This is a genomic window from Azospirillum terrae, from assembly GCF_053470425.1.
The window spans coordinates 59,788-72,673 of record NZ_JBPXMR010000009.1 but is presented as its reverse complement, the minus strand read 5'-3'; the positions used below and the strand labels follow the sequence as shown (position 1 = coordinate 72,673).

General features: G+C 68.4%; 11 protein-coding genes and 1 tRNA gene. 6 read left to right on the top strand and 6 right to left on the bottom strand.

What is annotated here, in order from left to right:
* Positions 1 to 19 precede the first annotated feature (19 nt).
* The 6 genes from ACSVDD_RS21300 to glmU form a co-directional block, all read right to left on the bottom strand.
* A complete protein-coding gene (locus tag ACSVDD_RS21300; RefSeq protein ID WP_448191402.1) occupies positions 20 to 1,900 on the bottom strand; it encodes a sensor histidine kinase in 1,881 nt (626 codons plus the stop codon).
* Positions 1,901 to 1,921: 21 nt separating this feature from the next.
* Positions 1,922 to 2,614: a response regulator gene (locus ACSVDD_RS21295; protein WP_448191401.1), complete on the bottom strand. Its 693-nt coding sequence runs from the start codon at positions 2,612 to 2,614 to the stop codon at positions 1,922 to 1,924.
* Between the two features lie 195 nt (positions 2,615 to 2,809).
* Positions 2,810 to 3,595, bottom strand: coding sequence for a hypothetical protein (locus tag ACSVDD_RS21290; RefSeq protein WP_448191400.1), 786 nt, complete (start codon positions 3,593 to 3,595; stop codon positions 2,810 to 2,812).
* Positions 3,592 to 4,431, bottom strand: coding sequence for a TnsA endonuclease N-terminal domain-containing protein (locus ACSVDD_RS21285; protein WP_448191399.1), 840 nt, complete (start codon positions 4,429 to 4,431; stop codon positions 3,592 to 3,594). Before ACSVDD_RS21285 ends, ACSVDD_RS21290 begins: the two co-directional genes overlap by 4 nt.
* A 156-nt stretch (positions 4,432 to 4,587) precedes the next feature.
* Complete coding sequence (gene glmS, locus ACSVDD_RS21280; protein WP_448191398.1) at positions 4,588 to 6,411, bottom strand: glutamine--fructose-6-phosphate transaminase (isomerizing); 1,824 nt, start codon at positions 6,409 to 6,411, stop codon at positions 4,588 to 4,590.
* Positions 6,412 to 6,445: 34 nt separating this feature from the next.
* Positions 6,446 to 7,798 carry a bifunctional UDP-N-acetylglucosamine diphosphorylase/glucosamine-1-phosphate N-acetyltransferase GlmU gene (gene glmU / locus ACSVDD_RS21275; RefSeq protein ID WP_448191397.1) on the bottom strand — a complete coding sequence of 451 codons (1,353 nt, stop codon included), beginning with the start codon at positions 7,796 to 7,798 and terminating at the stop codon, positions 6,446 to 6,448.
* Positions 7,799 to 8,046: 248 nt separating this feature from the next.
* On the opposite strand from glmU, the gene ACSVDD_RS21270 reads away from it, so the two are divergent.
* The 6 genes from ACSVDD_RS21270 to gabD all read left to right on the top strand — a co-directional run bounded on the left by ACSVDD_RS21270 (position 8,047) and on the right by gabD (position 12,803).
* Positions 8,047 to 8,724 carry an HAD-IA family hydrolase gene (locus tag ACSVDD_RS21270; protein WP_448191396.1) on the top strand — a complete coding sequence of 226 codons (678 nt, stop codon included), beginning with the start codon at positions 8,047 to 8,049 and terminating at the stop codon, positions 8,722 to 8,724.
* A gap of 26 nt (positions 8,725 to 8,750) precedes the next feature.
* Positions 8,751 to 9,368, top strand: coding sequence for a hypothetical protein (locus ACSVDD_RS21265; protein WP_448191395.1), 618 nt, complete (start codon positions 8,751 to 8,753; stop codon positions 9,366 to 9,368).
* A gap of 466 nt (positions 9,369 to 9,834) precedes the next feature.
* Positions 9,835 to 9,909 (top strand) — tRNA-Val (locus tag ACSVDD_RS21260).
* A 168-nt stretch (positions 9,910 to 10,077) separates the two neighbouring features.
* Positions 10,078 to 10,242 (top strand): hypothetical protein, encoded by a 165-nt coding sequence (locus ACSVDD_RS21255; RefSeq protein WP_448191394.1) that lies wholly within the window; start codon positions 10,078 to 10,080, stop codon positions 10,240 to 10,242.
* 134 nt (positions 10,243 to 10,376) lie between these two features.
* Entirely contained in the window at positions 10,377 to 11,231 is an 855-nt protein-coding gene (panC, locus tag ACSVDD_RS21250) for a pantoate--beta-alanine ligase (protein ID WP_448191393.1), read from the top strand.
* A gap of 75 nt (positions 11,232 to 11,306) precedes the next feature.
* Positions 11,307 to 12,803, top strand: coding sequence for an NADP-dependent succinate-semialdehyde dehydrogenase (gene gabD, locus ACSVDD_RS21245; RefSeq protein ID WP_448191392.1), 1,497 nt, complete (start codon positions 11,307 to 11,309; stop codon positions 12,801 to 12,803).
* The last annotated feature ends 83 nt before the right edge of the window (positions 12,804 to 12,886 follow it).

Sequence of the window (12,886 nt, the reverse complement as noted above, 5' to 3'; positions counted from 1 at the left end):
CCGGGAGCCGCCGCCCCCGTCAGGGCAGGTGCCGGAGCAGATCCAGCGTCACCGTCGTGCCGTCGGGGCCGGACGCGATCGTCAGCTCGGCCCCCAGCGCCTCGGCGCGGCGGCGCAGGTTGCCCAGCCCGCGGCCGCCCTGGCGTTCCGCGACGCCGCCGCGGCCCCGGTCGCTCACCGACAGGCGCGCCCCGTGATCCGGCAGCGGCGACGGCCCCGCCTCCACCTTCAGGATCGGGGAGCCGCTATGGCGGGCGGCGTTGATGGTGGCCTCCTGGAGGATGCGGAAAATCGCCAGCGTCGCACCGGGGTGCAGGCCGGCCACCTCCGGCAGCTCCGCCGTCCGCCATTCGAGGGCCAGGCCGTGAGCCGCCAGTTGCGGCTCGATCCGTTCGCGGAACAGGGCCAGCATGACGCCCAGGTCGTCGCCGGCCTCCTCCAGCGAGGCAACGACCAGCCGCAGGTCGGCGAGCGCGCTGCGAACCGCCTCGGCCACCTCGTCCGACCCCGTCCCCCGCAGCTCGCACAGCGCCAGGATCGACACGAGCTGTCCGGCGATGCCGTCGTGCAGATCGCTCATCAGGCGGACGCGCTCCTGCTCCAGGACGGCCTTGCGTTCCTGCGCCTTCTCGCGGGTGAAGCTGTGGCGCAGGGCGTCCTCGGCCGCCGCCACCTCGTCCTGAAGGCGGGCGCTGAGCCGGTCCAGCCGGCTCATCGCCTGCCCGAAGCGCCAGATCAGCACGCCGCCGATCGCCGCCATGAAAATGGGCGCCCCGAACCGGCCCAGCATCACGCTGCGTTCCCCCAGGGCGCCCCGCAGGATGAGCCAGTCGTGGAACGCCAGCGCGACGGTGACCAGGAAGGTTCCGGTCAGGAGCGCCGCTGCGCTGTTCCGGTTGACGACCGCCTCCCGGGCGACGACCACGGTCGCCCACACCATGATCGCCAGCACGACCGGGGAGGCGATCTTGCCGACCACCCAGGCGTGCGCCTGCATGGGCAGCGCGAAATGGCTGAGCGCAACCGCTGCCGGCGGCAGCAGGAAGACCCAGACGGGGGCCGGCGGCCGGCGGCCGACGAACAGGTACGCCAGCGGCAGGACGAGGCTTCCCGACAGGAAGCGGGCCTGGCTGGACAGCCGGAGAATCCGCTCGTCCAGGGCGTCGCCGACGATGCCCGGCAGGGATTGCGTCGCATGCGACAGGAGCAGGATGCTGAACACGAGGAAGATCTGCTCCCCCGGCCGCGACAGCCACATGATGAACATCGCCAGCCCCATGGCGATCTGCCAGCCGTCGATCATCCGCGGCAGCGTCGAGAACAGGAAGACGCGCCGGTCGTGGTCGGGGCGCAGCCGCGCGTCGGGACCGATCGCGATCTTGTCCAGAAAGCCGCTGATGATCCCCTTTTTGGTGAGGGTGATCTCAACCTCGTTGCCGCCGGGGCGCAGCAGCGCCGATGGCAGGACGACCAGCATCGGAATGACGGCGGACACCTCGGAGGCCGATTGCTGCCAGACGCTCGACTCCAGGAACGTGCCGTTCAGCGACACCTCGACGCTTCCCTGGAACCCCGGGATATAGAGCGACCACAGCCCGTCGCCGGCCGGTTCGTGGCGCAGGCCCACGCGGAACGTCCGGGTGCAGCCGTCCGGCTCGGCATCCGGGTTCCAGGTGGTCGGGCAGCGATAGGGCAGCGACACCGCCTGCCAGTCCGTCCCGTCCGGCCCGGCGACCGCAACCGCGGCCTCCCGGATGAACAGCGCCTCGACCTCGGGTGGCCACGCATGAATGCGCAGGGCGATCAGGGTGACCGCCAGCGGGATGCCCAGGGTGAGAAGGACGACGACCAGCCATCGTCGCAGGGGGCGGGGAGGGAGGACGGGAGGGGGCTCCGTCATGAACGAACGATCGCCCACCGGTTACGGCCCCATGCTGATGATCCGGCGATGGATGGCGGTGAAGACGGCCTCGCCGCGGGAATTCACCTCCAGCTTCCGATAGATGTTCTTGATGTGGGTCATGACGGTGTTGCGCGAGATGCCCAACCGCTCGGCGATGTCGCCGTAGGTGAAGCCCTTGGCAATGCCCCAGAGGATGTCGATCTCCCGCTCGGTCAGGGCCGGCAGCGGGGTTTCGTCCTGGGCGGCGGGAGCCGCCTGGACCCGCCGGATGATCGTCCGGGCGATGGAGGTCGAAATCGGCGAACGCCCGGCCACGAGATCGAGAACGGCGCCCACGAGATCGACGGACGCCGAATCCTTGAGGATATAGCCGGCGGCGCCGGCCTCGATTGCGGCCAGCACGCTGCGCTCGTCTCCCAGCACGGAGACGACCATGATTTCCATGGCCGGGAACAGCCGGCGGGTTTCGCGGATGAGGTCGAGGCCGCTGCCGTCGGGCAGCTTGATGTCGGTGACGAGCACGGCCGGAAGCTGGGCGGCGCGCAGGGTCCGTGCGTCCGCGCAATTGCCTGCCACGGCGACCAGTTCGAGAGGCTCCGCGTTCCCGAGAATGGCGGCCATGCGTTCGCGGATCGGGGCGTCATCTTCCACCAGCATCACGCGGATGCGGTGATCGGCGGCTCTGGCTTCCGCCCGCTTGTCGGTCGTCACGTTCGGCGTCCCTTCTCCGGACCGGGACTGATTCCGGTCAGGTGCCGGCCAGATTAAATCGCCGGGGACGTGGCGCAATACCCAGAATATGGGATGTGCGGGAGTGTGGCGTTGGCGCAAGGCCACGTAGGCGAAGCCCGCGCTCTTGTCGATGTCGTACGTCGGCCCGGCGCCACGACCCTGCGAGACTCTCGCTTAACCTGCCACCTCGGCTCTCTCGCCGATCGGGTCCACCTCGTCGTTGTCCTTGTCGTACCAGTAGCGGAACTGACGGGGGCTGGGAACGCGGCTTCGCGGAACAAGCATCTTCCGGCCGGTTTCCTCGTTGATCGCCGAATCCGAGTAATGAAGCCGGATGAGGTCTTCGTAAGCGCCGCTGAGGTCGAGTTCCTTGTTGGTGACAAAACGGCGGGTGATGACCGCCCGGAAGAGGCTTCGCACATTGGCGTCGATAACGATGTTGCCGTATCCGTTGGAGACCAGATTGAGCTTTGTTTGTTCGGTGATCGCTCTGTCTTTTCCAGGTGCTCCGCACTTCGCGTAGTCGGGAAGCAGGGCGTTCGGTGTCATCCCGCGCTGCCAGTACCGCCGGAGAAGGCGATACAGGGTTTGATTGGTCACCCTGTTGGCCGCCATGACGCGGCGAATCGCGCGGCCGCGCGACTGTGTGACGAAAATGGCGGGCTGGTCTTTCACCAATGGCTCGATCAGCGCCCAGGCGGCATCGCGTTTCGCCTTGTGGTCGGCCGGAATGCCCACCTCCGACACGGGAGCGAGCCAGGGATCGTCCTCGCGGATCAGAAGCGCATTCTCGTCGATGAGCGCCTGAACGTCGCTCATCTCATGGAAGGTCGGCAAAGCGGTCGCGGATTTGATCTCGATGGCGAACAGGCCGCGGCCCATGGGGGCGATCCACAGAACACGTTCGGTTCGCTGGTCGGCGGTGAAGGTGAGCAACTGGTTGACCAGGAGCGATGTCATCCGGCGGCCCTCCCCACTCCAGCCGAAACTGCCCGGAAGCGCCGCACCGACGCGGTGTCGTCCAAGGGATCCGACATGTCGCAGGTAATCACCTTTGTGGCCAGCAGGTGCCGGACCAACATCAGGCACGTTCCGGCAGGCATGGCCAAGTGGGCGTCCATGGCACCGCAAAAGTGTCGCAACGGTTGGTCTGTAATCCAACCACCGATCTCCTGCTGGACCAGTGCCGCCTTTTCGGCGAGATAGCCGGGGTAGGGTTGGCTGAGGTCGTCCAGCGAGATGAAGCTGTGAACCCAGGCGATGTTGCGGACGACGGTCGTTGGAATGTCCCGCTCCGTGACGATGCCCCAATCCACGCCCCGTTCTGACCAGTAGCGGCGCTCGATCTCCAGTTTCTCGATGATCCGCGGCGTGTCCAGTTGATCGGCGGGCTTGACGGCGCGCGCCAGCGTGACGAACCGCCCGTCACGGACGACATCGACCACGATGTCGGTCGTCATCACCAACGGTGTCTTGGTCGCGGTGTCCGCCGGGTGTTTGATCCCAAGCTGAGTGGCGATCCGCTGGGTAGTCTGCCGGTCGATCGGGAACTGCTCCCGAATGTCACGCACGGCCTCCGACCAGTCGAACAGGTAGAACAGGCCGCACTCGATGTCCGACAGGAGATGATGGATGCGTCCCGTCTTCCATCCCCGCAGCCGGTGAGAGCGTCCTGTCGACGGGACGTCCTGGATGGTGAGCCATGGTTTGTAGGATGCACCGGAGCCTTCGCCGCGCCCTTCCTTCTGGAAGCGGGCGATCTTGTCCTCGTCGAACGCGTAGCGCTTGCGAGCCATGGTGCCTCCGGGGGCGGCTACCTCTTTCGAGGGTACGTCGCTCCCGGCAGAGCACAAGCTGGTTCAGGATGAAACTTTATGCGTCACGATGACACATTCGGGTCCAGGATGAAACATTGGCGTCCGCAGACAGCGTGCCCCTGACCCTCTCCATCCTTACTCCACCGTAACGCTCTTCGCCAAGTTGCGCGGCTGGTCGACGTCCGTGCCCTTCAGCACGGCGGTGTGGTAGGCCAGCAACTGCACCGGAATGGCGTAGAGGATCGGTGCCACCAGCGGGTCGCAGGCCGGTAGTTCGACCGACCAGCGCACGCGGTCGCCCAGGCGGTCGATGCCGCGCTTGTCGGCGATCAGCAGCACCTTGCCGGACCGCGCGCAGACCTCCTGCACGTTCGACACCACCTTGTCGAACAACCCGTCCGAGGGCACCAGCACGATCACCGGAACCGCCTCGTCGATCAGCGCGATCGGGCCGTGCTTCAGTTCGCCCGCGGCGTAGCCTTCGGCGTGGATGTAGCTGATTTCCTTCAGCTTCAGCGCGCCTTCCATCGCCAGCGGGAACATGGCGCCGCGGCCGAGGTACAGCACGTCGCGCGCCTCGGAGACCTCCTGCGCCAGCTCGTTCAGGCGCTCGTTGTGGGCCAGCACCTCGGCGGCGCGGGCGGGGACCTCGCGCAGCGCCTTGGCGATCTCCCTCATGCGTTCCGGCGCGATGGTGCCGCGCGCACGGCCGACCACCGCGGCCAGACAGGCCAGCGTGGTGAGCTGCGTGGTGAAGGCCTTGGTGGAGGCGACGCCGATCTCCGGGCCGGCCATGGTCATCAGCACCGCGTGGCTCTCGCGGGCGATGGTGCTCTCCGGCACGTTGACGATGGACAGGATGTGCTGGCCCTGGCGCTTGCAGTAGCGCAGCGCCTCCAGCGTGTCCAAGGTCTCGCCGGACTGCGAGATGAACAGCGCGACACCACCCTCGGGCATCGGCGCCTCGCGGTAGCGGAACTCCGAGGCGATGTCGATCTCGACCGGGATGCGCGCCAGCGTCTCGAACCAGTACTTCGCCACCAGACCGGCATAGTAGGCCGTGCCGCAGGCGACGATGGTCAGCCGCGTCGCCTTGGAAATGTCGAACGGGAACTCGGGCAGGCTGATGTAGTGAGTCTCGGGGTTGATGTAGGCGTTCAGCGTGTCGCCGATGACCTGCGGCTGCTCATAGATCTCCTTGAGCATGTAATGGCGGTAGCCGTCCTTGCCGATCAGCGCGCCGGACACCGACGAGGTCTTGACGGGGCGCTCGACCACCGCGTCGGTGGCGTCGCGAATGACGGCGCCGGAGCGGCTCAGCACCACCCAGTCGCCGTCCTCCAGATAGGTCAGCCGGTTGGTCAGCGGCGCCAGCGCGAAGGCGTCGGAGGCCAGGTACATCTCGCCCTCGCCGTAGCCGACGGCCAGCGGCGTGCCGCGGCGGGCGCCGATCATCAGCTCGTGCTCGCCCGCGAAGATCAGCGCCAGCGAGAACGCCCCCTCGAATCGCTTCAGCGCCGCCGAGGACGCGTCCACCGGCGTCATGCCCTGGTCCAGGTAGTGTGTCACCAGATGGACGATGATCTCGGTGTCGGTGGCGCTCTCGAACACGTGGCCGTGGCCCTGCAACTCGGCCTTCAGCTCGGCGTAGTTCTCGATGATGCCGTTGTGGACGACGGCGACGCGCTTGGTGGCGTGCGGGTGGGCGTTGTTCTCGGTCGGGCCGCCGTGGGTGGCCCAGCGCGTGTGGCCGATGCCGACGATGCCGGACAGCGGGTCGTCGCGCAGCTTCATGTCGAGGTTGACGAGCTTGCCCTCGGCGCGGCGGCGCTGGATGTGGCCGTTGACCAGGGTGGCGACGCCGGCGCTGTCATAGCCGCGGTATTCCAGCCGCCGCAGGCCTTCGACCAGACGCGGGGCCGCTTCGTGGGTGCCGAGGATGCCGATGATGCCGCACATGAAACCCGTCTCCTGACAGAAAAAACGCTTTACCTTAGCTCTTTTTCGCCTTCTCGCGACGCTTCCGGTCGCGGAAGTCGGCGGCCCAGCCGGGGTAGGTCTGCTGACGCCCGCGCGCCACCGCCAAAGACTCCGCCGCCACGTCCTGGGTGACGACGCTGCCGGCGCCGACGATGGCGCCCGCCCCGATGCTGACCGGGGCGACCAGCGACGAGTTCGACCCGATGAAGGCGCCCTCGCCGATGTCCGTGTGGTACTTGCCGAAGCCGTCGTAGTTGCAGGTGATGGTGCCGGCGCCGATGTTGGCCTTCGCACCCACCCGCGCGTCGCCGATGTAGGTCAGGTGGTTGACCTTGGCGCCGGGCTCGACCGTGGCGTTCTTGATCTCGACGAAGTTGCCGATGTGCGCGTCGGCGCCGATCACCGCGCCGGGGCGCAGGCGGGCGTAGGGGCCGAGGATGGCGCCCTGGTCCACCGTCACCTGCTCCAGATGGCAGAACGGCTTGATCTCGACGCCGTCGCCGACGCGGACGCCGGGGGCGAACACCACGTTCTGGCCCACCACCACGTCGCGCCCGAGGTGCGTGTCGAAGCTGAAGTAGACGGTGTCCGGGTCGGCCAGCGTGGCGCCGTTCTCCATGGCGGTCCGGCGCAGGCGGCGCTGCATGATGGCCTCGACCTCGGCCAGTTCGACGCGGGAGTTGACGCCGATGACCTCCTGCGCGCTGCCCTCGACCACGGCGCAGGCGAGGCCCTCGGCGCGGGCGATCTGCACCACGTCGGTCAGGTAGAACTCGCCCTTCTTGTTGTCGTTGCCGATGCGGCCGATCAGATCGGCCATGCGGGCGCCGTCGAAGGCCATCAGGCCGGCGTTGCACAGGGTGACCGCGCGTTCCTCGGCGCTGGCGTCCAGGTATTCGACGATCTTCTCCAGCCCGCCCGCGGCGTCGAGGATCAGGCGCCCATAGGCGCCGGGGTCGTCGGGGCGCATGCCCAGAACCACCACCGCCGGGTCGCTGGCCTGGGCGCGCGCGTCCACCATGGCGCGCAGCGTGGCCGGGGTGACCAGCGGCGTGTCGCCGTACAGCACCAGCACGTCGCCGGAAAAGCCCTCCAGCAGGCCGAACGCCGCGCGCACCGCGTCGGCGGTGCCGAGTTGGCTCTCCTGCACGGCGGTGGGGGCGGGGGCGACGGCCGCCGCGACATCCTCCATGCCCGGCCCGACGACGACGACGACGCGGTCGGGATCGAGCGCGCCGACCGCCGCCAGGACGTGGCCGATCATCGAGCGCCCGGCGACGCGGTGCAGCACCTTCGGCAGGTCGGACTTCATGCGCGTGCCCTTGCCGGCGGCGAGGATCACACAGGCGAGCGGACGTCGGCTCATGCTTTTCCCTGTTGGTCTTGGCGCGTGCGCGCGTTCCTTCACTGCCACAAACGGCGCGCGGCGCCCAAGTCAACTTTTGTGTCAAGCTGCAATAGGCGCGGACCCGTCCGGGAGCCTGACTGTCTAGAGCATCGGTGGGCGTCCATCAACGACCAGTGATGCCCACAAGGCGATGGACGCGGCCTTGAGCTTGCCGGCCGTGCGGTGTTATCGAATCCTCTTCTTTCCGTTCAAAGGAACGTCAGCCGATGTCCGTTTCTTCCACGCCCCCGTTTCCCGCGCTGGTCTTCGATTTCGACGGCACGTTGATCGACAGCGCCCCCGAGATCACCGAGGCGTTGAACGACACGCTCGCCATCTACGGGCGCGACCGGCTGAGCGTGGAGCAGGTGCGCGGCATGGTCGGCGACGGCGCGGCCAGCCTGCTGCGCTTCGCCTTCCAGGCCACCGGCGGCGTTGACGAGGCGGCGCTGCCGGAGGCGCTGAAGCGCTACGGCGACATCTATTTCGAGCGCTCCGCCGACCCGTCCTGCCTCTATCCCGGCGTGGCGGAGACGCTGCACGCGCTGGCCGGGGCCGGCGTCAAGCTGGGCCTGTGCACCAACAAGCCCGAACGCATCACCCGCAAGGTGCTGGAACTGGTCGGGCTGGCGCCGCTGTTCGGCGCAGTGGCCGGCGGCGATACGCTGCCGGAGCGCAAGCCGAATGGCCGCCCGGTCAGCTTCGTCATGGAGGCGCTGGGCTCCGACCGTGCCGCCATGGTCGGCGACGGCATCAACGACGTGCTGTCGGCACGCGCCGCCGGCATTCCAGTGGTGCTGGTCAGTTTCGGCTACCCGCGCGGCGACGTGCACGGGCTGGGGGCCGATCTGGTCATCGACCGCTTCGCCGAACTGCCGGCGGCGCTGGAGCGTCTGGCAACCTGACCCCCGTCCGCGGTGTTGACGCTGGCATGGCCAAGCAGCACCGCGCCGACCCGCCCAACACCGGCCCGGCCGATCCCCCTCCGTTCGACGAGGAATCGCCGGATCTGACCGACCTCGCCCGGCTGTCGCCGGAGGAGATCGCGTTCCTGCTCGGCAGGGCGCCGGAGCCCTCCGAGGACCAGCGCGAGCGCTGGCTGCGCACCGAGCGCAACGCCCGCAGCAACGCGCAGCGCACCGCCCGCCGCCACGCCGACGCGGCCTATGCCGATCACCTGCGCACCGGCGAGCGCGACCGCCAGCGGCGCCGGCGCGCCGGTGCGCCTGCCGCCCCACCGGAACCGGCGGCAGCGCTGCCGGAGATCACCCCGCGCGAGGCGGCGCGCCGTTTGGCCGCGCATCTCCGCGACACCGACACGCCGCAGACTCGTCAGTTGCGCGGCCGGCCGGATCTGGTTCAGCGCTACGTCGCCGGCTTCACGATCTACCGTCTGCTGTCCGCCAGCGGAGCGCGGCCGACACGCGGCGCGCTGGCCGAGGCGTTGCGCGGGCATTTCGGCCTGACGTTGACGCCGCCGCAGGTGCAGAAGCTGCGCGATCAAGTGGAGGGCTTTGTCCAACCGGGTGGCCCGTGGCACACGGAGTAGGGCAGGGCGATACGGTGCGTCACGCAGCGGATGGGGGCGGAAGGTTAAATTTCCCTGAAGACGTGGTTAATGATCCATTAAGCGAATCCGCCGCTTTTGGCTTAATGAACCTGCAACTGTGGCTGCTGCGTGACGGAGTGTATCGGGCTTGTGGTGGCGCACCCATGATCCGCAAGGGGTATACCGCCGGTACAGGCGATAAATTAACCTGTTGTTAACCATGATGGAGGCATAACGGGAGTACGGAATGACTGACCTCCATCTTGGTTCCGTTTGTTTCCTCCCTGCACCTCGGGCCGCCCATCGGGCGGCCCGTTTTCTTTTCGGGGCAGGGCGATGGCGGAGCTCGCGAAAATCGGTTTGACATCCTCGGGGCGGCCCTTTAGATAGGCGTCCACCGCGGCGGGGCGCTTCGCTCCAAGGCGGGATGCGGTTTCCGGGGGTGCCAAGGCACGCTCGGCGGGATGGGCGCATAGCTCAGCGGGAGAGCACACCCTTCACACGGGTGGGGTCGTAGGTTCAATCCCTACTGCGCCCACCATCCCAATTCGAAAAGGGCCGGAAGAGCGATCTTCCGGCCCTTTTTTCATCCCCGGCGGGCCCTGAAACCTTTGCGCCATTTTGCTGCATCGCGGCAAAAAGATGCGCGACAATTTGGCGCGCTTGCTTTACAAGGGCGCCCATCTTTCCCCATGCCTGGATTCGTCGGATGGAAAACCTCAGCACCTCCCTGCTCGCCGTTGTCGCCCTGGTGATCGCGCTCGGCCTCATCGGCGCCGCCGTGGTGTTCGCGCCGCACATCCTCGTGCTGGTGGCCACCGTCGCGGCGCTGAGCTACATCGCCGGCATGGTGATCATGACCGTTCGGGGCTGATCCCCGTTTCGTCCGCGCGGGCGGGGCAGGCGTTCCCGTCTCGCGGACTGGCCGGTCCTGCCTTGAGCTGGACAACAGGGGGTGCGGCGGACTATTGGAGCGCACCCGTTTTTCCGGATCGACAGGAGGCCGCCATGGACACCCTTCCCATCGTGCGCACGGTGGCCGACCTGCGTGCCCAGGTCGCCGCATGGCGCAGCCGGGGCCAAACCGTGGCGCTGGTGCCGACCATGGGAGCGCTGCACGCCGGCCACATGGCCTTGGTCGAGCGTGCCCGCGGCTTTGCCGACCATGTGGTCGCCAGCGTCTTCGTGAACCCCACGCAATTCGCCCCGCACGAGGACTTCGACCGCTACCCGCGCGACGAGGCTGGTGACGCGGCCAAGCTGGCAGCGGCCGGCTGCCATCTGCTGTACGCGCCATCGGTGGCGGAGATGTACGCCGGGGGCGCCTGCACCACGGTCACCGTGGGCGGCCCAGCCGAAGGGCTGTGCGGCACCTTCCGCCCGCAGATGTTCGGCGGCGTGGCGCTGGTGGTGACCAAGCTGTTCCTGCAGGCGCTGCCGGACGTCGCCGTGTTCGGCGAGAAGGATTACCAGCAGCTTCAGGTGATCCGCCGCTTTACCCGCGACCTCGACATCCCCGTGCGGGTCGAGGGGGCGCCGACCGTGCGCGAGGCCGACGGGCTGGCCCTGTCGTCGCGCAACGCCTACCTCAGCGCCGACGAGCGCGCCCGCGCCCCGGCGCTTTACCGCGCGCTGACCGCGGCGGCCGAAGCGCTGGCCGGCGGCGCGCCGGCCGGTCTGGCGCTGGAGGCCGTCGCCGCCGGCATCGCCGAAGCCGGCTTCGGCAAGATCGACTATGTGGAACTGCGTGACGCCGACACGCTGGTGCCGGTGGACCGTGTCGAGCGCCCGGCGCGCCTCATCGCCGCCGCCTGGATGGGCAAGGCGCGCCTCATCGACAACGTGCCGGTGTTGCCGGCCTAGTTTCCCCCGCCTGGTTTCCAAGCCGGCCGGCGGCCCCATGTCCTTCCCAGGAACCGCACCCATGGGAGGGACGCCATGCCCTACGACGCTGCCGACACCGCCGCCCGCCTCGGGCTCAAGGACCCGGAGCTGCTGCGCTTTCAATGCTGGATCGACGGCCGCTGGGTGGACGCCGACAGCGGCCGCACCGTCGAGGTGCGCAACCCCGCCGACAACACGCCGCTCGCCACCGTGCCGCTGATGGGCGCGGCCGAGACGCGCCGCGCCATCGAGGCGGCCGAGCGCGCCTGGCCGGCATGGCGGGCGAAGACCGCCAAGGAACGCGCCGGGGTGCTGCGCGCCTGGCACGATCTGATGATCGCGAACAAGGAAGACCTCGCCCGCATCATGACGGCGGAGCAGGGCAAGCCGCTGGCCGAGGCGCGCGGCGAGGTGGTCTACGCCGCCTCCTTCATCGAGTGGTTCGCCGAGGAGGGCAAGCGCGTCTACGGCGATACCATCCCCAACCATCTGCCGGACCGCCGGCTGGTGGTGATCAAGGAGCCGGTGGGCGTCACCGTCGCCATCACGCCGTGGAACTTCCCGGCCGCCATGATCACCCGCAAGGCCGGGCCGGCGCTGGCCGCCGGCTGCCCGATGGTGATCAAGCCGGCCACCGCGACTCCCCTCTCGGCGCTGGCCATGTGCGTGCTGGCGGAGCGCGCCGGCATCCCGGCCGGCATTCTGGGTGTGGTCACCGGCTCGGCCCGCGAGATCGGCGGCGAGATGACCGCCAACCCGACGGTCCGCAAACTGTCCTTCACCGGCTCCACGGACATCGGCAAGCAGTTGATGGCGCAGTGCGCCGGCTCGGTGAAGAAGGTGTCTCTGGAGCTGGGCGGCAACGCGCCGTTCATCGTCTTCGACGACGCTGACCTCGATCAGGCGGTGGCCGGCGCCATCGCGTCGAAGTACCGCAACACCGGGCAGACCTGCGTCTGCGCCAACCGGCTGCTGGTGCAGGACGGCGTCTACGACGCCTTCGCCGCCAAGCTGGCCGAGGCGGTGCAGGCCCTGAAGGTCGGCCCCGGCCTGACCACCGAGGGGGCGCAGCAGGGGCCGCTCATCGACATGGCGGCGGTGGAGAAGGTGGAGGACCACATCGACGACGCGCTGTCCAAGGGGGCGCGGATCGTGCTGGGCGGCAAGCGGCATCAGTTGGGCGGCAGCTTCTTCGAGCCGACCATCCTCGCCGACGTGACGCCGGCCATGAAGGTGGCCCGCGAGGAGACGTTCGGCCCGGTGGCGCCGCTGTTCCGCTTCAAGACCGAGGATGAGGCGGTGCGCATGGCCAACAACACCGAGTTCGGGCTGGCCGCGTACTTCTTCAGCCGCGACATCGGCCGCGTCTGGCGGGTGGCCGAGGCGCTGGAGTACGGCATCGTCGGCATCAACGAAGGCATCATCTCCACCGAGGTCGCCCCCTTCGGTGGCATGAAGGAGAGCGGCATCGGCCGCGAAGGCTCCAAATACGGGATCGAGGAGTATCTGGAGATCAAGTACCTGTGCATGGGCGGCCTCGGCCGCGCATGACCCTGAACGCGGGGCGGACCATTCGCAACCTCGGCGTTTGACCCGCCCCCCGATTCGTCCCATAGTGACCATGTTGGGATATC